We start from the raw sequence: 22,672 nt of genomic DNA, 5'->3' as shown, positions 1-22,672 counted from the left end.
AGAAACGGCATATTCGTTCATGGTGCCGCTTGGATTCGAATCGTTGCCGTCGTACCCACCCCCGGCAAACTATCGAGTTCAATCTGCGCGGAGATGGCTTGTGCGATATCTAGCGCCAAAGATAAGCCAAGACCGGCACCGCCTCCCCGGCGACTTCGCGCTTCATCCACCCGATAAAAACGATCAAAGACACGTTCAAGTTCGTCTCTGGGAATCCCGATCCCCCGGTCCGTGATCTGAACATGAATTTCCGACTGCTTCCTTACCACCTCGATCACGATCAACTCATCACTGTATTTGAGAGCATTATCAAGCAAAATGAATAACAGCTGTTTGAGCCTCCGGCTGTCGGTCCAACCCATCATCGTCGCTTCGGCTTTCACCTCGACCTGACGATTGTATGCGTCATGGAACGCCTTGGCCGAGGACTTGGTTAAGGCGACCAGATCCACTCGCTCCATCTCCACCTGCCAATCCTCCGGATTGCGTGCCAGAAGCAGCAGTTGTTCGGTCATCTCTTTCATCCGAATCGCCTCGGAATGAATGGCTTCGACCGATTCTTGAAACAGCTCCGGTCGACCAAGTCCTCTGCGCTTCAGCAAGCTGGCGTAACTCTCGATGATCGTCAGGGGTGTCTTGAGTTCATGGGATGCATTGGACACGAACTGTTCCTGCTTGGCGTAATTGCTCTCCAGCAGCGTAATCATATCGTTGAAGGCGGACCCCATCTCGAACAGTTCATCCTTGGAGCTCTGCTTCAGCTCGATCCGCCTGAAACGTCCGCTGTGACGGATATCCTGCATGGTACGGGTTAAGACGGTTATGGGCTGCATAATTAAGCGCCCTAACACCCGGGTAGACACGATGATCGGAATCAGCGCTATCGCGGTTACGGCCAACAATACAATCCGCAGCACTTGCAGCGTCTCCATCGTGGCAGCCAGACTTCTGGAAATCTGAATGTTCGAGACTGTACCGTCGTTCCATATGACGGGCAATGAGACCAGCACATACCGAGTCCCTTCGTACTGAATTTGCCGGACCTGTTTATCGGTGCTGTACGGCACGCGCAGCTCTTCCATATCCTCTCCGGACGAAGTGACCGACGGGGAGCCGGCACTTGGATCAGCCGGAACGAACTGAATCTTCCCATTCGCTGGGACGTAGCTTCTCAGCAAATCGCCGATCGGAATGGACCGAGATGAGCGAGCCACGCCCTGCGCAATGCTGGATGCCTCCACTTCCGCTTGCGCCATCTGGCTGTCCAGCGCCATTTTGCTGAACACATAATAGACGCTTAGGTTCATCACGACCAGGATGATTGCCATCAGCACGGAGGAATAGAGATGAATCTTGCTGCTCAGCTTCATGGACTGTCCTTCAGCACATAACCCACGCCGCGGACGGTGTGAATCAGTTCCATCGTGCTGTCCTGATCGATTTTTTTGCGTACATACCGAATATAGACGTCAACGACATTCGTATCACCGTAATAGTCGTAACCCCATACGGCTGCCAGAATCTGATCCCGGCTCAGCACTTGACGCTTATTCTTCAGCAAATAAACCAGCAGATCGAACTCGCGCGGCGTCAGCTCGATGCTCCTTCCGTCACGCAGCACTTCGCGCGTGCGCTCGTTCAGCTTCAGGTCCGCAGCCGCAAGCCATTCTCCCTGCTCCACTTCTTCCATACGTTGGGTGCCTTGCAGGCGAAGGGCAGCACGAATCCTAGCCAGCAGTTCCTCAATCTGAAACGGCTTGGTAATATAATCATTTGCGCCCAGATCAAGTCCCGACACTTTATCTTCAACCGAACCCTTGGCGGTTAGCAGCAGCACGGCGGTATGCGTATCCTGGGCGCGTATGCGCCGAAGCAGCTCGATCCCGCTCATCCCGGGCAGCATCACATCCAGCAGTATCAAGTCTACTTCCCGGCTGCGGTATGCCTCCAGCGCATCAGGTCCGGTGAAGGCTTTTGTCACTTGGTAGCCCTCACTCGTAAGCTCGATCTCCAACAACCGGGATATTTTCTCTTCATCTTCCACGATCAGGATTCTCCCGCCCACAAGCGTCCCTCCTACCGATTATTTCTCACGTCCTATTAGCCGGGAACGCGCGCGGCCCACTTGGCCGCCTGGGTGATTAACGTACGCAATTGAGGTTGCAGGAATGAAGGCTCATGGTGGCCTGCCATCAGGAACACCACGCGTCCGATACCATATGTATGACACCAGGCTGCCGGCCATTGCTTCCCTTCATACTCGTAATGGAGCAATACCGTCTTCTCGGTAAACGGATCAAAGACGAACCGGTATGGTTCCTCATCCAGCACGAACGGCTCCACGCCTTCCGTAATATCATGCTCCGTCTCGGACGGAACGAAATACAGCTTCTCCATCGGCGGATGGCCATCAAAGCGGGCACCGATAAGCTGTGCCAACTCGTAGCGGTTCGCCAGTGTCACGCCATTATGAATGACCAACAGACCGCCGCCGCCGCTGACGTACGATAAGAGGCCCGCCGTTTGGCGCGGTGACACTCGCTCGTCCCATAAATCGCTGTATGCGATGCATAGCTCATAGGGATAGAGATTACTCTCATGCAACATCTTGTGATTCTCGGTGCACTGCACCGTAAACATGTCATTGAGCAGATGTGTCACCTGTTTATCGATTCCTTGCAACGGATGAAACTTCGGGTGTGTATAGCTGCCAAGCAGCAATGCTTTTCTTTTATCCATCGTTATCCTCCTATTAGTATCAATATTTCACGGGAGCATGCATTACATGCATCTCTGCTCCAATCGATCATGACTGTTGGGCAAAATAACGGCCAAGCGTCACCATCATCGCGCCCATTCGCTCTTCCTCCGGCACCACCATTCGCTCGATCCCTTCTTCGCGAAGGCCTTGCGCGGTGACCTTGCCGACAGCGACAGCAAGCACCGGCCCGCGAAAGGCTTCCAGTACCGCCTCGAGCGTTCCTTGCTCGCGCGCATAATCAGCCAGAAATCTAAATTGGGGGGCGCTGGTGAACGTCACGGCATCGACCTTTGCGCCGATAATCTCATCTATAAGAAGCGAGATATCCTCTTCTAAAGGAGGAATATGTTGATAAGGCAATATTTGCTGCACCTCGGCTCCGCGTTGCTCCAGCCACGATACCAGTTTCGGTGCCGACTCGCCGTGCAGCTGCAGCAATACGCGCTGACCAGACAAATCGTATGGCTCCAATGCACGAATCAAACCCATGGTGCTTCCATCATCGTCTCTGACGAGCGGAGACAGGTCTCTTTTTCTCAACGCATTTACGGTCTTGTAGCCTCTAGCCGCAATCGACGTATGCTGCAAGATCTCGTTCAATGCGGGCAAAAGTCCCATTTGCTCCGCCGTATTATATATGGCCTCCAGGCCGATTCCCGTCGTAAATATCGCCCACGGCGCCGGCTGTTTAAGCCAGGCATCAATCGATGCTCTGAGCACCTCGTCATCCAGAAAGACAGTACCTTGCGCCGGACGGAGCAACGCTGTCCCCCCCATCTTCTCAACCAGTTTGGCCATATCTGCCGCTTTGCGGGGGCCGGCCAATGCCACGATCCGATCCTTCATATGTTGTGCCATTCTATAAGCCTCGCTCTCCTAGAGTAGTACAGCTTTAGATCACATGCTTCAAGTATAATAGCCATGCCCCTATAGTGAAAGCCACTTAGGTCTTATTCTTGGAAATGCAAGAGAGAGGTCCCTATTCTAGGGGCCTCTCTCTTCATCTTGATCTATATCATTGCCTGCCATCTCCATGCAACGGCTTGGCATGGGCAAGCTCTTATTTAGGTTCGATTGCTTATAGTGAAGGAGATTGAGGGACAAAGGCGCTAAGATCGACGCCTAATCCTGCAGCAACTCTCGATCCATACTCGGCATCGGCACGATAGAAATTGCATACCGCCCGAAGCTGGATATCGTCCTTGGTCTGGCTTAAATCTGCGACCAAATTACGAATCAGGTTATCCTGCTGTTCCGCAGTAAACGAACGGTAGAGTTCACCCGCCTGCGTGAAATCATCGGTCTTCTCGATACGCTGGCGGGTCACATGACCCTGGAGCGGAGCCTCACTCTCACGATAAGACGGATCTTCCACAGGTCCAGAGGTATAACTGTTCGGCTCGTAATTGACCGGTGACGGATCCTGGTTCACGTTCATGAGGCCATCACGCTGATGGTTACGCACCGGAGCGTACGGGCAGTTGACCGGAATCTGCAAGTAATTGGCACCCAAGCGATGCCGCTGCGTATCAGGATAGGAGAACAAGCGGCCTTGCAGCAGCTTATCTTCGGAAGGCTCAATGCCCGGTACCACAGCGCTTGGCGAGAAAGCAGCCTGCTCGACTTCGGCAAAATAGTTCTGCGGATTACGGTTCAGTGTCATTGTGCCAACGGTCACGAACGGGAAGCGATCCTCCGGCCATGTCTTCGTCGGGTCCAGTGGATCGAATGCTAGATCATCAATCGCGTCATCGGTCATCAATTGCACCAGCAACCGCCACTTTGGAGCTTGCCCGTTGTCGATGTGTTCGCGCAGATCACGCGTCGCATGATTGAAGTCCTTGCCCTGCTGCGCCTCTCCTTCCTCGGCATTAAGCTACGTACACCCTGCAAGGATTCCCACTTGTACTTGACATAGGTTACCTTGCCTTCGCTGTTCACCCATTTAAAGGCATGTACGCCAAAACCGTCAAGCTCGCGATAATTGGCTGGCGTGCCATGGTCAGAGAACAACCAAGTCATCATATGCGTCGATTCAGGACTTAACGTCATAAAGTCCCAATAGCGTCCTGGCTCCTGAATGTTGCTCTCAGGCGATGGCTTCAAGGAATGCACCATATCCGGAAATTTAAGGGCGTCGCGGATGAAGAAGACGGGCAGATGATTCCCAACGATATCGTAATTGCCTTCCTCCGTATAGAATTTCACTGCGAAGCCGCGTGGGTCGCGAGCGGTCTCGGGCGAGCCCGTTCCATGAATAACGGTAGAGAACCGCACGAGCACCGGCGTCTCCTTCCCGATCTCTTGCAGGAACGCCGCTCTTGTGTACGGCTTCATATCATTCTCTACCACGAACACGCCATGCGCTCCGGCTCCGCGTGCGTGTACCACGCGCTCAGGGATCCGCTCACGATCGAAGTGGGCGATCTTCTCAATCAGGTGGTAGTCTTCCAGTAACGTCGGTCCGCGTCGGCCTGCTGTCTTGGAATGTTGATTGTCTCCTACGGGAGCCCCTTGGTTAGTCGTTAATCGATCCATGCGTAACCCTCCATCATTCTATAATTGATTTTAGACTGAATCTAAATTTATGAAATGATTGTATCACCGGACCAGCTGCCAGGTCATGAGGTCCCATGATCCTTCTATGAAGTTCGCATGAAGCGTAGACAATTGCATCATCCGGCCTGAATACAGACAAAAAAAGAAGGGGATTAATCCGCCAGGCGGTATCCCACTCCTCTTACGGTTGCGATATATCGCGGTGCTCCGGCATTGTCGCCCAGCTTTTTGCGCAAGCTTTTGACATGCACGTCCACCACATTGCTGCCGCCCATGAAGTCGGTATCCCAGATCTTGCACATCAGGTCCTCACGCGTGCACACTGCGCCTTCGCTATCCAGCAGCAATATTAGCAATTGATACTCCGTCTTGGTCAAATGAATCGGGAAGCCTTCACGGTGAATCGTCATGCGATCACGATCAATGATCAAATCTTTAAACATCAGGCCTCGCAAGGATCCATCTTCTTGATTACCTGCTGCTGGCGCAAATAATCGGATCGTTCGCTGCACCTGATACAGCATCGTATCCTTCGATACGGCGGGCCAGATCATGAGTTCTTCATTCAGCAGACTTGCGCTGGCATTGCTCATCAGTTCCTCACTGACCAGATAAAGAATTGGAAGCGTTGAATGATCCAGAAGCAGCAATTCCTTCTCTTTATTAAAAGCCACGATATTGCGGCACCCGGTCATATCCGCAATGATCAGACCGGTATGCAGTGCCGACTGAAGCCTTGGTTCCCATTTGCGGAACAACATCACTTCGAAACAGTTCTCCGTCAATGTAATGAACATCTCCTGAACACGTCCGGGTGATCGGGTCAGCAGAGCTGCCCGCAGCGTGGTGAGACAAGCATCGCCTATGGCAATACCATTATCTGGTCTCGTGTACACACTGTCTGATTTCCAGTTCGGGAACGGATAGCTTCCTGCTCCCGGGTTCATGATCTCTTGCGTTTGGCTTGACATTCTGGACACACCCCCCCGAATACAACGTGCGCATGATGGATGATGTAGTTCGTTTCACCTGCTACTTGTGTCGACCAATCTTCCGGCACTTCGGTCATGACCTCATCCACCTTGCCGCATACTTCGCAAATAATGTGCTGATGCTCGTCAGTCCGGGCATCATAACGACTTGCGCTTTCGCCGAGCTTGAGTTCTCGAATTAACTGCTTATCCGTCAAGTAACGCAGGGAATTATACACGGTCCCGTACGCTAAATTATATCCTCTCTCCACCAGCCGGTTCATGATGTCAGCAGCCGTCGGATGATCATGCGACTCTCGCAGAACATCATATACCGCTTGGCGTTGTGTGGTTAGATTTAGAGCTTTCAAGGTATTCACCCTTTTAATTTATTTTTAGATCAAGTATAAATCCTAATCATGCTCAGGTCAACCCGCATATTAAATCCTGATATATGTATCGAGCATTTACTGTTTAGTTCAATCTATATAGGAAGACAAACTTAAAGTTTTCTTAAGGTTCCGTTTACAATTCCTTTAGCTTGCAGAGTTAAACTTGATTACAGATGCATACGAATCCCAGCGTTACGAAAGGAGTTAAGACCCGCATGGATACGCCATCAGAAGTACACTCTACATCAACGAGGAAACACCAGCGTCAGACTGTCTATATTTTATTTGTTCTGATTCTGGGCATCATGGTCCTCGCGGTTTACATATTGAACGTATTTATTCCGCCCTCCATCAAAGCGAGCTCGGCCATCCTGATGCATGCCGATACCGGCAAGATTCTGTATTCGCGCCATGCTGATCTTCCACTCCCGCCTGCAAGCATGTCCAAAATGATGACGGAACTGCTCACACTGGATGCTGTCAGCTCAGGAAAGCGCCAATGGAATGACAACGTGCACATCAGTCGCTACGCCGCGGAAGTACCAGGCTCTCGGATCGGAATGAACGAAGGTGACACTTATACATTAAAAGAGCTGTTCGATGCATTAGTTGTCCACTCGGCTAACGATGCCGCTGTAGCCATCGCCGAGTTCATCCACGGCAGTGAGACCACATTCGTGGCGGAGATGAACCGAAGGGCCAAAGAAATCGGGCTTTCAAGCCGGACCGTATTCGCCAACGCATCCGGCTTGCCCGCAGCCGATCTACTTCCATTTGCCGAGGCGGCCGCCCAGCAGGATACCGTCATGACCGCCCGAGATGCAGCAACGCTCGCCAGATGGCTGATGAATCATCATCCGGAGCTGCTCGATGTAACTGTACAGCCCGACCTTTCATGGTCTCAAAAAGGAATCTCCCTTCACACCACCAATCTCATGCTGCCGGGAGAGCCCCATGCTTATGACGGAAATGATGGCTTTAAGACGGGTTACACGGGCTCTGCCGGGTATTGCTTCACCGGAACGGCATCCCGTAATGGAAGCCGGCTCATTACGGTTGTTATGGGGACAAGCAATCCTGATCAACGATTTGCTGAAACGAAAAAGTTGATGGATTATGGATTTAATCGGCGTGCGGCTATTCCGAGTCTGATTTCAAACTTGTTCTAATCATGTACAATATAAATAGAGCGTTTGTTTGTGGGAACACTGTTTCTATCAGCCGCACAGAAGTATGGTAATTTACCGATTCATTTGGAGGGCCTTATGCGAAACGTATTAATCGTAGATGACGATAAAGAAATATCCGGATTGATCACAATCTATCTGGAGAATGAAGGATATCGCGTCCTGCAGGCACACGACGGCGAAGAAGCCTTGCTCACGTTGAAGGAACATCCGGATACCGTGGATCTCGTTATCCTGGATGTGATGATGCCCAAACTTAACGGAATTGACACGTGCCGCAAAATCAGGGAAACTTCCCCGATTCCGATTCTGATGTTGAGCGCCAAGAGCGAGGACATGGATAAAATACTGGGACTGATGACCGGTGCCGATGATTATATGATCAAGCCGTTCAATCCACTCGAGTTAACCACGCGTGTCAAAACACTGCTTCGCCGCTCCACCCAATATAACCCCGGACTGCAACAAGGGGAGAGCGATCGGCTGCGCATCGACGGACTTGAAATCAATCGCTCCACCCATGAAGTGACAGCAAGTGGTACAGCGATCGCACTCACGGCTCGCGAGTTCGATATCCTCTATTTGCTTGCACGCCAGCCAGGGCGAATCTTCAGCAGCGAGGATATTTTTCAACAGGTATGGAAAGAGAAATATTATGTGTCTAACAATACCGTCATGGTCCATATCAGTAATCTGAGAGACAAGCTTGAGAAAGAATTGGGGTACAAGCTCATTCAAACCGTCTGGGGAGTTGGGTATAAGATTCATGCGTAAACTTCAGTGGAAAATCATTATGCTGTTCTTTCTCAGCGGTGCCTTAACGTTAGCCATTCTGTTCATTACGCAGCAATTGATGCGGTTGATTGGGAAGGAGATGTGGCGGGAATCGTGGGTGCAGAGCCTGTTCTATGTCAATCGATCCTTGCAGAATTTCTTCGGGTTCCCCGTTGTCGCGACCGTGATTGGCATCCTGCTCTTTATTGGTATAGTAATGCTGCTCAGCCAAGGAACCATTCGTCAGATCAATCAACTGATGCTCGGCACCAAACGGTTAGCCAGAGGTGAGCTGGACGAAGAGATCGTCGTAAGCTCGAGCGATGAGCTTGGACAAATGGCGGTACAGATCAATCAGATGGCAGCGCAGCTTAAGCTCTCGCTCGCTGAGGAGAGAACAGCCGTCCAGTCCAAGAATGAGCTGATCAGCAACGTATCCCACGATCTGCGTACCCCGCTCACGTCCATTATCGGCTATCTGCGTCTAGTCAATGAGGATCAGTATAAAGATGAGGTTGAACTACGCTATTATACGGATATTGCCTACGATAAGTCTCTTCGGTTAGGCCGGCTCGTGAACGATCTGTTCGAATACACGCGGATGGGGTACTCCCCTATCAATCGGGCAGATATCAATCTGGTGGAACTACTCGGCCAACTGGCCGTGGACTTCTCCTTACCCGGGCAGACGGATCAGGTTAAGGTCGTCTTTACCCCGTCCACAGAGAAGATTATGATCTCATCGGATGGAGATAAATTAATGCGCACCTTCGAGAACCTGCTCGCCAATGCAGTCAGACACGGCAAAGATGCGGGAAGAGTCGATCTAAACGTAGCCCGCGATTCCGTTCATGCCATCGTACAAGTCATCAATTATGGCTCACCTATCCCACAGCATGCGATTCCACATCTCTTCGAGCGATTCTACCGCGTGGATGAATCCCGAACAACGCAGACCGGTGGTTCCGGGCTGGGTTTGGCGATTGTGAAGGCAATTATTGACGCCCATCACGGGACCATACATGTCACAAGCAATACCGAGATGACGACGTTCGAAGTGCGCCTTCCTTTGCAAACCGTGCAATAAATTCAGAAAAAATCGGGAAACCGTATTTACTATTCGACATACAATTCCATTATCCGATAAAATAGGGATGACTGTCCTCTTGGCCCTGTCCGCGCTGACAGGGGTACTTGAAAGGAATGAAATTCGTCCCATGACTAATATATTGTTCACCAATTTCTGCATACTCGTCACATTCCTATATGCCTCCGGCTTGTTATCCAAGCGCTATGTAACCGGGGTCACGTCGCCCTCCACCACCGTGAAGATTAATGCCGGGCTGTTATTTGGCATCTACGGCATTATACTAATGTACTACTCGTTTCCGATCGACCCTCGTTTTTTTGCTGATTTACGTCACTTGGCGATTGTAGTGATCGCTACTTATTTAGGTTGGCTGCCCTCCTGATTGCGGGTCTGCTGATTGCCATTGGACGTATGCTGCTGTTCGGCCTGTCGCTCTCCTCGCTCATTGCCGGCATCGGCATGCTGTTAATCGGGATCATCTGCGGCACGCTCTCACGAACAAGCTGGAACCGATTTTACATGATGCTGATCATGAGCACTTCCAGCATGGTCATCCTCCTGTTTATTATGTGGATGAATATCCAGGATCACGCCAAGGTACTTAACGTTTTCACTCAACATCTGATCATCACGGTACTGGCTACCATGTTCATCTACGTATTGACAGAGTATATTAACACTTCCAACCAACTGTTCCTGCAGATGAAAAAAAATGCACAGACCGATCACCTCACCAGCTTGAACAATCTGCGACAATTCGAACAATTGCTGTCCGAACGTTTTCTGGAGGCCCAGCACTTCAGCGAACGGCTTGGGGTGCTTGTCGTGGACATCGATCACTTCAAACGAATAAACGACACCTACGGCCATGCGGCCGGAGATGTCGTTCTGCAACAGCTCAGCAAAGTGCTGAGAGATTATTCCCGTTCCTTCGATGAAGTATCACGCAACGGAGGGGAAGAGTTCTCCGTCTTGGTGCCGGAGGCCACGATTGAAGAAACCGCAGCCATCGCCGAACGAATTCGGGCGGCCGTAGAACAACATGTATTCGTGCTAGAGGACGGGAAGCGACTTCAGATAACGGTGTCGATTGGCGCTGCCGTCCATCCGGACACGATCCGGTCCAAGGATGCCAAGGCGTTGCTCGAACAAGCAGACCGTGAATTGTACCGGGCCAAGAACAACGGCCGAAATCAAGTGTGCTCTGCCCCCGAAATTCAAGATCTGATCTTAACCTAGACTAGTTCAGAACCTCTTCAATTACCGTCAGTGTATCTGAGGACAGCTTGATCCCCGAAGCCTTCACGTTCTCTTCAACCTGCTCCGGACGGCTAGCGCCTATAAGCGCGCTGGAGACGTTCTCCTGACGAAGAATCCAGGCTAATGCCAGCTGACCTATGGTAAGCCCAAGCTCATCCGCAATGCGGCCAAGCGCCTGTACCTTCTGGATGCGATCGTCGCTGATTCGAAGTCGGTCCGCACCAAGCTTGGATGCACGGCTGTTATCCGGCACGTCCTGTCTAGAAGCATATTTACCGGTCAGAAGACCCTGGGCCAGAGGCGAATATACAACTTGCCCGATCCCCTTTTTCTCCCCGAGCGGCATAATTTCCTCTTCGATCTTGCGCTCAAACATGTTGTACAGTGGCTGGTTTACTACGATCCGATCCAGCAGATAACGGTCAGCAACAGCCAGCGCGGCTTCCATCTGGGCGGCCGTCCACATGCTCACCCCAACATAAAGTACCTTGCCTTGTCTCACGAGATCGTCCAGAGCCCGCAGTGTTTCTTCCAGCGGCGTCTCCTCATGGTAACGGTGGCAATAATAAATATCGATATAATCGGTTCCAAGCCGCTTCAAGCTTGCATCGCACTGCTCTTTAATATGTTTGCGAGACAATCCGAGATCATTGGGGCCATCCCCCATCTTCCCGAACACTTTCGTTGCTAGTACATACGATTCCCGTGGGAATGCTCGCAGGGTCTCACCCACCACGACTTCAGCTGCACCCTGTTCGTACACATTCGCCGTATCAAAGAAATTCACACCCAGACCATATGCGGTCTGTATCGATTTGACGGCATTCTCCCGCTCCACATACCCGCCATACGTAAGCCAGCTGCCGAGACTGATTTCACTGACCTTAAGGCCGCTTCCGCCCAATCTTCTAAACTCCATCTGTGAAACCTCCTTCATACAAGATAGATGCTTCCCTGTTATTGTAACATCTTCCTCCATAATAGGCAGGCTTCCGCTAACGCTTATATCCCGTGGATTTAATCGTAACCTTGACGTTGACATTAAACTTGATCTGAGGGTACATGTCCGCCCATTCCTCCATCTCCGTGTTGTTATTCCAGTGCGTTCCTCCGTACCGGAGACCGAAGCCAAGGGGATCAAGACCAGTCTTTTGCACCTTTACCAGCATGTCCTTGATCTCCTGGGATAAATGTTTGTTGAACTTATCCTCCACTCGCTTCAGATCTTCGGGTGTGAATTGCTGCGGATCTTCCTTCTCTTCCAGAATTGCGGTAATTCGGATCGTGTAATCGATAGCTTCATGACCGGCCTTGTCTTTGCGAATCTTGTATTTGGCCCGCGTTCGATCTGTATTGATCTCAAGCAGATTTCCATTCTCTGTAATTCCGAGGTTCGTACTCAGATTGCGTAAATCCAATAGGTTGAACAGTCTGGTATCATCCGGACTTAGAATCATCTTCACTTTCTTCTTGTCCATCAGTGCCACCCGGTTGATGTTCAATATGTTGTTGCCCATAATCTCCACGACCGGCATCACGGGATCCTCCCCTCGCTCCACCATTCGTCTGGTCAGGTCAAAGGAATAGGTCTTCGTTATAAACGGAGACTCCGTCCCCTCCTCGCTTAGTGCCAAAAAGATGGCATTTCCCGCAATTCGCTCGGTAGGCGGTTCGGCCTTCAGCACTTCTTCGGCAGTAGGAACGGCAACGGCCGGATACATCAGAAGTTGCATGTCCCGCCGGCGTACGGTCCAATCCTGGATTTTACTAATATCCCTACGGGCGTAAGGCTCCCCGTACATGACACCCTTGCAATGACCGAAATCCAGCTCTTTATCCACCTTCGATTTCACTTCCCGGATCGCCTGGGCAATGCTGACAGATTCCTGCGTAATCAACAATGATTTCTCTTCACCAGACATCGGGTCACCTGTCGGAATGGCGATCTTAAACGTAAAACGGTACATCTGGGGATTCTCCGATAAATCGATGCCAATCGATACGACGAACAGCCTTAGGTCAATATCGCGAAATTCGCAACCTGATAGAAAGATCAAGGAACCGCACAGGAAAACGACCAACCATCTCTTCAATGTCTTCACGCTCTCTTCCTCCTTCTTCTCCAAAGAGCAGCTGACAGAAGGGCAAGCAATACAAACTCGCCGGCGAAACGCACGTCAAGAAAAACGATCGCCATGTCATTCAGCGTGTATTGGTTAATGATAACCATTGCGCAGAAAGTGATGCTCGCAAACACTCCAAGTACCCACCACTCCAACTTGCGTTTCTTACGAATATCTTTGGGTAGATCGGACGGTTGTTCGGTTTTCTGCCCCAATCCACCTAGTATGAGCTCCTTGCCGACATGCCAGTGAATAACGGAATTTACGAGCGAGAGGCACATATACACCACAAAGAACACATAAATCATGCGCTCAATAATAAAATACCGGATGCGAAGCGCGTCGACGGTGGAGAACGCGGGATAGACATGCGCGCCTGCGCCGTCAGCACCCAGGATTCCGATCGGGGCAATTATCGACACGACCAATGCCAGTATACTGACCAACCCAATCGCCCAGATATGCCTCACCTTGAACTTGTGAAAGATTCGATTGAATACCACCATATTGATATATCCCGTATAGATATAAGTGGCCGCAGCCAAGCTCCGATACGTGGGGAGATGCCATAGATAAGTGATCACTTGCCGTACCGAATCCCAACTGAAATACGGATTACTGAAAATCCGCCAGCTAATATATGTAATGAGCGGCATCGCCATATACAAAATCATCTCAAGCGCATAGAGCAGCGACTCTGAATCCAGTCTCGCCCCGAGCCCCACGACGACGAGGAAACCAATGAGCACAATCTGGGGTGCAACATCCGGATTGATATATCTTGAAGTAATATCCACAAAGCTCACAAGCGTAATCACACTGGAGAAAAACCAGCCTAACCCATAGAGAATCAACAAGATGGTGGAGAGCCACCTTGGAAAGGTCGAATTCAGAATTTCTGGCAATCCTTCGTTCGGGAACTTCTGTATCAATTTGATGAAGATGAACATACAGAGCAAACCGACCGGAATCGCAATCAAAATGGACATTAACGCCCCTTGGAATCGGTCCTGGATCAGAATCCGCGGCACGTAATTGATCAGGTTGATCGATGCATTGAGCAGAAAGAGGTAATAGAAATATTTATTCTTAACCACTCTGCTGATCCCCCTTCCGCTTCCAATCCATCGAGAACATTCTCAGATAAGGTTGACCGAAGGATCGAAGACTCGTCAGATACAGAATCATCGCTATCATGCCCAGGACGATCCCTACCAGCCCGAACAAGATCGACAGCACGATGAACAAATATTTGGTCACCCGGATGCCTGAACTCATCATATTGATCGGGATGACAAAATTCGTAATTGCCACTGCCGCAACCAAAATGATCATAACGTTACTCACGAGCCCCGCCTCTGTTGCGGCTGTTCCAAGAATGAGACCGCCTACCGTGGTTGCCGTCTGACCGATCGCTTTAGGTAACCGAACGCTCGCCTCGGTCAAGAATTCCATCGCCAGCAGCATGAACAGCACCTCAAAGAAAGACGGGTATGGGACGGTAGCACGACTCCCAGCAACCAGAAGGGTTATCTGCAATTTGAGTATCTCCGGGTTGTACGATGTAAAGGCCACATAGAAGCTTGGCATCAATACGGTTACGAACAAAGCGATATAACGAACGCCCTTTAAGAACCACCCAATCGGCGGCAACTGAATCTTGTCATCCATCGCCGTGAAGAAATCATTGAATATGGCCGGCAGCAGAATCGCATAACCGGTAGAGTCCACAAGCACAGCAATTTTCCCTTGGGAAATATTCATAACCGTCCGATCGGGCCGCTCGGTTAACATCAGCGTGGGGAAGAGGCGGAGCTTGGATGCATCGTATGTTTCTCAATCTCGGACGCGGATTGCAGGATGTCCGACTTCAGCTCAGATAAACGTTTTTTGAGCTCTTTTAACACGCCTTTGTCCACTTTCTTATCGTCGTACATAATGATGACCCTGGTTTGTGAGATTTTGCCGACACTCATGAAATCAGCCTTCAAATCCGTGGTCTGATAACGATGGCGTATCAAATTCAGATTGATCTCAATATTCTCTGTGAACGAATCGTCGGGTCCCTGTATGACGTTCTCCGTGCTCGCCGGTTGAATAAAGCTGGTAAGTACGAGCACGGCATCGAACAACAGTACTTTTCCATTAACGATAACAACAACATAGCCTTTAAGGAGCAGGCGAACGATCTCTTCCTGATCCTCCGCTTCACTGCTGGAGGGGAAAGATCGAATATATTCTTCGTAAAGATCCTCCGACCCCAGCTCATAAAATCGATTAACCAGGTTCTCGTGTACGGACAGCGGATTACTCATGCTTTTGATATACATTAAATAAGTCTGCTCGTCCTCACACTTCATCGCGCGCTGCTCGAGATCCGCAACGTCGTGAAGCCGTGTTTGCAGCCATTGTTTGACTTGTTCTGCATCGAGTTTCTGCGTGCTGGCCATATAGAATCCCTCATTTTCATAGAATGCCGAATCTTCCGCTTGAGCCTTAGCTTCTGCGTAATGCTCCCAAATTATGAGCGTTTAATCTGAAAAAAAGAGTACACGCGTTATGTGCCGCCCTTTCGTTTCTAATGATTCATTCGTGGTAATAATGAGAACAAGACATCTATTTTAGTGGTGACAATCGATTCGGTTCGCTTAATGTTGAGGAGGAATAAGCATGAATGTATCCAATCAATCGTTTCAGGAACTTCCGCGATACCCGGAGTCCTTATGGAGAGCAACAACGGAATTCTCATCGTATCCCCGCCTTGCCGAGGACATTAACACGGAGGTTGCCGTCATCGGAGCAGGCATTACCGGCGTGACGACAGCCTACTTGCTAGCCAAAGCCGGTAAAACCGTCGTGCTGCTTGATGCAGGTCGCATCCTGAACGGGGCAACCGGATTTACGACGGCCAAGGTCACTGCACAACATGGCATGATCTATCACGAATTGTCGAGTCATTTCGGGGATGAACAAGCCCGTATGTATTACGAAGGGAATCGGGAGGCTATCGAGTTCATTCGAAGCATCATTGGTGCTGAAGAGGACCACTACGGACTCAAGCTTGAAGATGCTTATATCTATGTGCAAGAGGACGAGCAGTTCCGAAATAAATTAGAAGATGAGATGAAGGCATATGAGCGGCTTGGCATACCGGGCGAATGGATAGATCATCTCCCTCTCCCAATTCCAAGCCGCGGCTCCATCAAGATGCCGGGCCAATATCAATTTCACCCACTGGCGTTCCTGAAACATATGACGGAGCAATTCCTCAAGCTCGGTGGAAGGGTCTATGAAAACACAACCATGGATGAAAAAATAGAATCCGATGGCCCTATCACGCTATTCACCAAACGTGGCGGACATAAAATTACGTGCGAATATGCCGTATCCGCCTCCCACTTCCCTTTCTATGACGGAGGAGGTTTATACTTTACGAGGCTGCATGCGGAGCGTTCTTATGCTATCGCCGTCAAGCCTGAAACCACATATCCTGGAGGCATGTACTTGAGCGTGGATCAGCCTTCCCGCTCCTTGCGATCCGTTACCTACAACGGAGAAGAGCATGTTATCGTTGGCGGAGAGAACCATGCAACAGGACGAAGCATTCACACCCATGAGCACTACGAGAACCTGAGCTTGTTCGCAGGACATATGCTGGGCGCTTCTTCCGTGCCATACCGCTGGTCCACGCAGGATTTGATGACGCTGGACAATCTGCCATATATCGGCCCCATCACCTCCAGTAAGGACCGAGTCCTAGTCGCCACAGGTTTCCGGAAGTGGGGAATGACGACGGGTACACTGGCCGCCCATATCATCAGCGATCAAATTCTGGGCAGGTCGAACCGGTACGCTGAGCTGTACAGCCCCTCACGGTTCAAGGCAGATCCAGGCATCAAAAATTTCATCGTCCAGAACGCTACCGTTGCCAAGGATTTCGTAGCCGGTAAAGTGGACTTAACCCATGCAGATATCACGGAGTTGTCGCTTGGTGAGGGGGCTGTCGTGCGCCATAACGGCAAACGAGCAGGAGCATTTAAAGATGATCAAGGCAACCTCCATCTCGTGGACACCACTTGTACGCATCTGGGCTGCGAGGTCGAGTGGAACGAAGGTGAGCGGTCATGGGACTGTCCATGTCACGGTTCACGCTTCCGATATGATGGTGAGGTGCTGGAGGGACCAGCCATTGAGCCGCTTAGGAAGTTGGAGCAGGAAACCTGATATAAGCAATACACACAGCAAAAAGGGACTGGAGTACCGGCCGCATGCGCGGCTGGCACTTCAGTCCCTATCTTAATCGTTAACTATCTTGTCCTACTGCTTGGTTTGGTAAGCGACCGTCCTCAGACAGTCAACGATGTAATCTCACCACGGTATGCAGCCAACGAACGATCCATGATTACACCGACGAAATTCGGATCGATATCCTGGATCCAGGGCATGGCATTATTCCAAGCATTCTCCTCGATTTGCAACGCAATCTGCTTCTGGTCGCCTTCATCCGCTGAATCATCTAACCGATCACATAAATCAGTCAGCGTAAAATCTACGGAATGACCCAGCTCATGTGCAAACACAACCGCATAATAAGCGTGCTCGACTTCAAGTGTGCCAAACAGTTGCAGACACTGCTGGCGGATGACTTCGGTATACATGGTCACACTATGCGAGTTCATGGCATACTTCCCGCCGATTAACCGGCCCCCTGGAAAATATGGTTCCATGCTTACGGTGACGCTGCTGCCCGACCGACGTAGAAGCTCCTCCGTAATTCGGTTCCGTTCGGACTTATTCAAAGATCATGGCTCCCTTTAAAGATATAAACATAAACATCATTATAAAAGAACCATATGAAATTGCAACTTACAATATGCCTGCTCGATCACTTAAAACCGGTCAAAAACCGGAGTGCTCGCGGCATTATAGTTATTGCTGCAGGAACTTCTATATAGACTTCCCCATCAGTATCAGCCCGCATCGGGTGATCCGTTGTGAGACGAACCGAAGCAGCTTGCACGTACTCAATACGATCGTTGTCCGGTTTCCATTCTCCTTGAACTTTGCGGCCAAGAAGCTCCTTTAGCAGCGGAATGCCTGCCTCCTTTATGATCAGCACGTCAAGCAGACCATCATGAAGTGATTCTCTGGAAAATGGCAGCGTCTGCGTCCCAAGTGAACGACCATTCGATATATAGATCATGACAGCGTCTCCAGTGCGGGTGTGTCCATCCAGCTCCACCCCATAACGAAAGGGCTCTGTCGTGCGAACCGTCTGGAGCGTGCTTATAAAATAACTAAGCCTGCCGAGCGTTCCCTTGAGCTCAGAATTAATATTCTCAGAAGTATCCGTAATCAAGCCAATTCCAAAAAAATTGGTGAATACCCGGTCGTTCACCTTCCCGATATCCAGTTCATGCGTATGACCGAGCATCAAATCGCGCGCAGCTTCCATCAAATCGATCGGTAACTCAAGCGAACGCGCAAAATCGTTACAGGTGCCGGCAGGCAAAATACCGATAACCGGCGGAGCTCAAGCATAACGATACCGTTGACGCATTCATGAACCGAGCCGTCTCCGCCCATGATCAGAATAAGCTCAAACCGCTCTCCCCGATCCCTGCATACTTGCTCACCTTCGCCCGGCTCGGTGGTCTGGTATAAGACGAGTTCCTTGATCTCCCCTGCCAATATGGGAATAATAGCGGCTAGCTGCTGAACAATCTCTTGCTGGCCCGCATTGCGGTTGTACAATAGTAAGGCACGGTTGAATTTCATGGCACTTCCCCCCATCCATCAGCTTGCTCGTGGTTATTATTACCCTTTCTTAGGAATCTATGATCAGAGGCAAGAGCATATGGAAGAGACTAGTGGACATGAATATAAATCGGGGTGTTCCTGAGTAGATAAGCTATCTCAGGAACACCCCGCCGCGCTTGATAATATGAACAGTTTAACCTACCTCTGGCTGATCACTGAACTGGCTATTGTACAGGTCGGCATAGAAGCCACCCTGTTCGAGCAGTTCATGGTGATTTCCCTTCTCGACGATGCTGCCGTTGTTCATGACCAGAATCAGGTCGGCATCACGTATTGTAGATAGGCGATGGGCAATAACGAAGCTGGTACGATCCTTCATTAAATCGTTCATTGCTTTCTGAATATACAGCTCGGTACGGGTATCTACGCTGCTCGTAGCCTCATCCAGAATCAAGATCGCCGGATCGGCAAGGATCGCTCTGGCAATCGTGAGCAGTTGTTTCTGACCTTGCGATATATTGGAAGCCTCTTCGTTCAATATCGTGTCATACCCATCTGGCAGCGTTCGGATAAAGTGATCCGCATGGGCAGCCTCGGCTGCGCGAATAATCTCTGCTTCCGTTGCGTTCTCCCGGCCATAACCGATGTTCTCCCGAATAGTGCCGTTGAAGAGCCAGGTATCCTGCAGCACCATGCCGAACAAGCTGCGCAGCTCGCCGCGCTCCATGGACGTGATGTCTGTCCCATCAATTGTAATCCTGCCTGCATTGATTTCATAGAACCGCATGAGGAGATTGATGAGCGTGGTCTTGCCCGCCCCGGTTGGACCCACAATCGCTACCGTTTGCCCATGTCGTACATCCACATTCATATCCTCGATTAAATGCTGGCCTTCCTTGTAGCCAAAACTTACACCTTGGAAAGACACATCTCCCTGAGGATAGCGAATCGACTTCGGTGCGCTATCCTCAGCCACCTCTTCTTCCTCATCAAGCACTTCGAATACGCGTTCAGCCGAAGCAATCGTGGACTGAATCACGTTCGCAATATTGGCCAACTGCGTGATCGGCTGCGTAAACTGGCGCGAATATTGGATGAAAGCCTGTATGTCACCGATCTGGATCGCATTGCGGGTCACGAGCACACCTCCGACAACGCTGACGATTACATACCCGATGTTGCCAACAAAACTCATGAGCGGCATGATGGCTCCGGAGATAAATTGGGATTTCCAGCCCGCTTCATACAATTTATCGTTGACCTGATCGAACTTCTGCAAGGACTGTTGCTCCCGGCCGAAAGCCTTCACCACCCGGTGCCCCGTATACATCTCTTCCACATGTCCATTCAGATCACCAAGATGCTTCTGCTGCGCGACAAAATGTCCCTGTGATCGCTTGGCAACCAGAATCGTTACGATCACGCTAAGCGGTAATGTCAGAATGACAACCAGCGTCAGCAATGGACTGATCGTCAGCATCATGACGATGACACCGACAAGGGTTACAAGCGACGTGATCATCTGCATCAAGCTCTGCTGGAGTGTGTTGCTGATATTGTCCATATCGTTCGTCACCCGGCTGAGCGTCTCCCCGTGCGTACGGGAGTCGAAGTACTTCAGCGGCAGTTTGCCCAGCTTGTCGTACACCGTTTTCCGTAAATCGTATACCGTTCGCTGAGCGACCCCTGCCATCACGTACTGCTGAATATATGCGAACAATGAGCTGAGGATATATAATCCTGCCAGCCATAACATAATGAGCTGGATGGCCGCAAAGTCAATGCTGGCATTCGGATCCCCTTGCATTCGAGCCAATAAGCCGTCGAACAGAATGGTTGTCGCATTACCCAAAATCTTCGGACTCACAATGCTGAAGATCGTGCTGAGAATCGCTGCAATCAATACGATAAGCAGCTTACCGCTATGCGGCTTAAGGTAGCGTGCCAACCGCTTGAAAGTTCCTTTGAAATCCTTTGCCTTCGCTCCGGGCATTCCCGGGCCGTGAGGTCCGCCAAATGGACCGCCTGGTCCCGGATGCCCTTTCCGCTGCTTCTCACTCAAGCGATCTCCTCCTCTGACAACTGGGAGGTTACGATCTCGCGGTATACCTCGCTTGTGCTCATCAGCTCATCATGCGTCCCCATCCCAGCCACCTTTCCTTCATGCAGGACAATGATCCGGTCAGCATCCATAACCGTGCTTACTCGCTGCGCCACAATCAACACGGAGGCATCCGTGATTTCCTGGCGCAAGGCTGCGCGTAGCTTCGCATCCGTCTTATAATCGAGCGCGGAGAAACTGTCGTCAAATACATAGATCTCCGCCTGCCTAACGAGCGCTCTCGCAATTGATAACCGCTGCTTCTGCCCGCCGGAGACGTTGCTTCCGCCTTGACTAATCTCAGCCTCATACCCGCCATCCATCGCATGGATGAAGTCGGCAGCTTGCGCAATCTCGGCCGCTCGCTGAATCTCCTGCTCGGTGGCTTCCTCCTTGCCATAACGAATATTCTCTGCGATCGTGCCGGTAAACAGCAGCGCTTTCTGCGGCACGAAGCCGATTCGCTCTCTTAGGTCCTTCTGGGTCATCTCGCGGATATCAGTACCATTGACCCGTATCCGGCCTTCGGTCACATCATAGAACCTAGGGATCAGACTGATCAACGTGGACTTGCCTGAGCCCGTTCCACCAATAATAGCCGTCACTTCCCCAGGACCAGCTTCAAAGGAAATATGGCTGATCGCCGGCTCCTCCGCGCCCGGATAATAGAAGGTAACATCCTCGAATGTCAGGGTGCCGCGTTGGCGTCCTGCATTGTGCGGCTGTTCGGGATCATGAATTTCAGGCGCCATATTCAGCACTTCCTGAATGCGAACCGCGGATGCTTGGGCACGCGGGATCATGACGAACATGACCGACAACATAATTAACGAGAACATAATCATCATGGCGTATTGAAGAAATGCCATCAAATCGCCAACCATCATATGCCCCTTATCGATGCGCTGACCCCCGAACCAAACGATAGCCAGAGTAGCGAAGTTCATGACCAGCATCATGACGGGCATCATGGCCCCCATGATGATGTTCACTTTGATAGACGTTGCCGTAAGATCCTCATTCGCATCATTAAAGCGTGCAGTCTCATGCTTCACACGGTTAAATGAACGAACGACCCGGATGCCAGTCAGACTCTCCCGAACGACCCGGCTAAGCGTATCGATCTTGGTCTGGATCGCTTTGAAGAGCGGTATTCCCTTCTTAGCAATCAGGAATATCGTCAGCGCCAGCACGGGAAGCACGACCAGCAGCACCGTTGTCAGGCCAGTATCCCTGGACAATGCCATGACGATGCCTCCGATACACATCATCGGTGCAATCGCCATCATCCGCAGAATCATGATCGTAACTTGCTGCACTTGGGTGATGTCATTCGTGGTCCGTGTAATCAGAGAAGCTGTACCGATCTTGTCAAACTCCTGCAGCGTGAAATTCTCTACATGCGAAAAAACACGACCGCGCAGGATTTTGCCGAAACCGGCTGCCGATTTGGACGCCAAGTAGCTGGCTATGATGGAACAGACCATCCCCCCCAAAGCAACTAATAACATAAAGCCGCCAACGGTCCATATATAAGGGATATCCCCTTCAACGATGCCGACATCGACAATATCCGCCATTAAGGTAGGCAGATACAACTCGGACAAACATTGAAAAAAAGTAAACAACAAAACAAAAAACACAGCTGTCTTATAAGGCTTCATATATCGAAACAGTTGTAACAAGAGCCCACC

General features: G+C 50.7%; 20 protein-coding genes and 2 pseudogenes. 6 read left to right on the top strand and 16 right to left on the bottom strand.

The features are described from left to right. Positions 1-17 precede the first annotated feature (17 nt). From JCM10914_RS12260 to JCM10914_RS12230, 7 genes and pseudogenes are all read right to left on the bottom strand, one after another. Entirely contained in the window at positions 18-1,370 is a 1,353-nt protein-coding gene (locus JCM10914_RS12260) for a cell wall metabolism sensor histidine kinase WalK (RefSeq protein WP_023961280.1), read from the bottom strand. Continuing rightward, positions 1,367-2,065, bottom strand: a complete 699-nt coding sequence (locus tag JCM10914_RS12255; RefSeq protein WP_023961278.1) for a response regulator transcription factor — start codon at positions 2,063-2,065, stop codon at positions 1,367-1,369. Before JCM10914_RS12255 ends, JCM10914_RS12260 begins: the two co-directional genes overlap by 4 nt. A 35-nt stretch (positions 2,066-2,100) precedes the next feature. After that, positions 2,101-2,739: a ThuA domain-containing protein gene (locus JCM10914_RS12250; RefSeq protein ID WP_023961276.1), complete on the bottom strand. Its 639-nt coding sequence runs from the start codon at positions 2,737-2,739 to the stop codon at positions 2,101-2,103. Between the two features lie 67 nt (positions 2,740-2,806). After that, positions 2,807-3,619 (bottom strand): uroporphyrinogen-III synthase, encoded by an 813-nt coding sequence (locus tag JCM10914_RS12245; RefSeq protein WP_023961275.1) that lies wholly within the window; start codon positions 3,617-3,619, stop codon positions 2,807-2,809. A gap of 220 nt (positions 3,620-3,839) precedes the next feature. Further along, a pseudogene (locus JCM10914_RS12240) lies at positions 3,840-5,299 on the bottom strand (catalase). Positions 5,300-5,472: 173 nt separating this feature from the next. Further along, positions 5,473-6,291 (bottom strand): winged helix-turn-helix domain-containing protein, encoded by an 819-nt coding sequence (locus JCM10914_RS12235; RefSeq protein WP_023961269.1) that lies wholly within the window; start codon positions 6,289-6,291, stop codon positions 5,473-5,475. Then, positions 6,264-6,662 carry a Fur family transcriptional regulator gene (locus tag JCM10914_RS12230; RefSeq protein WP_023961266.1) on the bottom strand — a complete coding sequence of 133 codons (399 nt, stop codon included), beginning with the start codon at positions 6,660-6,662 and terminating at the stop codon, positions 6,264-6,266. Before JCM10914_RS12230 ends, JCM10914_RS12235 begins: the two co-directional genes overlap by 28 nt. A 236-nt stretch (positions 6,663-6,898) precedes the next feature. Between JCM10914_RS12230 and JCM10914_RS12225 the strand changes: the two genes are divergently transcribed. The 5 genes from JCM10914_RS12225 to JCM10914_RS12210 all read left to right on the top strand — a co-directional run bounded on the left by JCM10914_RS12225 (position 6,899) and on the right by JCM10914_RS12210 (position 10,973). Next, positions 6,899-7,852, top strand: a complete 954-nt coding sequence (locus JCM10914_RS12225) for a D-alanyl-D-alanine carboxypeptidase family protein (RefSeq protein WP_023961264.1) — start codon at positions 6,899-6,901, stop codon at positions 7,850-7,852. Between the two features lie 96 nt (positions 7,853-7,948). Next, the gene (locus JCM10914_RS12220) at positions 7,949-8,644 is read left to right on the top strand and encodes a response regulator transcription factor (protein WP_023961262.1); all 696 of its coding nucleotides are present in this window, start codon (positions 7,949-7,951) and stop codon (positions 8,642-8,644) included. Beyond that, entirely contained in the window at positions 8,637-9,731 is a 1,095-nt protein-coding gene (locus tag JCM10914_RS12215) for a cell wall metabolism sensor histidine kinase WalK (protein WP_023961260.1), read from the top strand. Before JCM10914_RS12220 ends, JCM10914_RS12215 begins: the two co-directional genes overlap by 8 nt. 130 nt (positions 9,732-9,861) lie before the next feature. Further along, positions 9,862-10,116, top strand: coding sequence for a LytS/YhcK type 5TM receptor domain-containing protein (locus JCM10914_RS30170; RefSeq protein ID WP_231638626.1), 255 nt, complete (start codon positions 9,862-9,864; stop codon positions 10,114-10,116). Beyond that, positions 10,101-10,973 (top strand): GGDEF domain-containing protein, encoded by an 873-nt coding sequence (locus JCM10914_RS12210; protein ID WP_023961256.1) that lies wholly within the window; start codon positions 10,101-10,103, stop codon positions 10,971-10,973. The genes JCM10914_RS30170 and JCM10914_RS12210 overlap by 16 nt, the downstream gene beginning before the upstream one ends. A gap of 1 nt (position 10,974) precedes the next feature. On the opposite strand, the gene JCM10914_RS12205 is transcribed toward JCM10914_RS12210, so the two are convergent. The 5 genes from JCM10914_RS12205 to JCM10914_RS31370 form a co-directional block, all read right to left on the bottom strand. Beyond that, the gene (locus JCM10914_RS12205) at positions 10,975-11,913 is read right to left on the bottom strand and encodes an aldo/keto reductase family protein (protein ID WP_023961254.1); all 939 of its coding nucleotides are present in this window, start codon (positions 11,911-11,913) and stop codon (positions 10,975-10,977) included. Between the two features lie 76 nt (positions 11,914-11,989). Continuing rightward, positions 11,990-13,096 carry a Ger(x)C family spore germination protein gene (locus JCM10914_RS12200; RefSeq protein WP_023961252.1) on the bottom strand — a complete coding sequence of 369 codons (1,107 nt, stop codon included), beginning with the start codon at positions 13,094-13,096 and terminating at the stop codon, positions 11,990-11,992. Next, positions 13,093-14,214, bottom strand: coding sequence for a GerAB/ArcD/ProY family transporter (locus JCM10914_RS12195; protein ID WP_023961250.1), 1,122 nt, complete (start codon positions 14,212-14,214; stop codon positions 13,093-13,095). Before JCM10914_RS12195 ends, JCM10914_RS12200 begins: the two co-directional genes overlap by 4 nt. Continuing rightward, entirely contained in the window at positions 14,207-14,881 is a 675-nt protein-coding gene (locus JCM10914_RS31375) for a spore germination protein (RefSeq protein WP_269433878.1), read from the bottom strand. The genes JCM10914_RS12195 and JCM10914_RS31375 overlap by 8 nt, the downstream gene beginning before the upstream one ends. 29 nt (positions 14,882-14,910) lie before the next feature. Continuing rightward, positions 14,911-15,567 carry a spore germination protein gene (locus JCM10914_RS31370; RefSeq protein ID WP_023961246.1) on the bottom strand — a complete coding sequence of 219 codons (657 nt, stop codon included), beginning with the start codon at positions 15,565-15,567 and terminating at the stop codon, positions 14,911-14,913. Between the two features lie 220 nt (positions 15,568-15,787). Between JCM10914_RS31370 and JCM10914_RS12185 the strand changes: the two genes are divergently transcribed. Beyond that, positions 15,788-17,341, top strand: a complete 1,554-nt coding sequence (locus tag JCM10914_RS12185; RefSeq protein ID WP_023961244.1) for an FAD-dependent oxidoreductase — start codon at positions 15,788-15,790, stop codon at positions 17,339-17,341. A 122-nt stretch (positions 17,342-17,463) separates the two neighbouring features. On the opposite strand, the gene JCM10914_RS12180 is transcribed toward JCM10914_RS12185, so the two are convergent. The 4 genes and pseudogenes from JCM10914_RS12180 to JCM10914_RS12165 form a co-directional block, all read right to left on the bottom strand. Beyond that, positions 17,464-17,916, bottom strand: coding sequence for a hypothetical protein (locus JCM10914_RS12180; protein ID WP_036717932.1), 453 nt, complete (start codon positions 17,914-17,916; stop codon positions 17,464-17,466). An 86-nt stretch (positions 17,917-18,002) separates the two neighbouring features. Next, positions 18,003-18,895: pseudogene (locus JCM10914_RS12175) on the bottom strand (diacylglycerol kinase family protein). 175 nt (positions 18,896-19,070) lie between these two features. Continuing rightward, positions 19,071-20,939 carry an ABC transporter ATP-binding protein gene (locus JCM10914_RS12170; protein WP_023961237.1) on the bottom strand — a complete coding sequence of 623 codons (1,869 nt, stop codon included), beginning with the start codon at positions 20,937-20,939 and terminating at the stop codon, positions 19,071-19,073. Beyond that, positions 20,936-22,663 (bottom strand): ABC transporter ATP-binding protein, encoded by a 1,728-nt coding sequence (locus tag JCM10914_RS12165; RefSeq protein ID WP_023961235.1) that lies wholly within the window; start codon positions 22,661-22,663, stop codon positions 20,936-20,938. The genes JCM10914_RS12170 and JCM10914_RS12165 overlap by 4 nt, the downstream gene beginning before the upstream one ends. Between the last annotated feature and the right edge of the window lie 9 nt (positions 22,664-22,672).

This window comes from Paenibacillus sp. JCM 10914 (assembly GCF_001315105.1).
GTDB lineage: Bacteria > Bacillota > Bacilli > Paenibacillales > Paenibacillaceae > Paenibacillus_AQ.
Note: the sequence above shows the minus strand (reverse complement) of the source record. Positions and strands in the feature narration are given on the sequence as shown.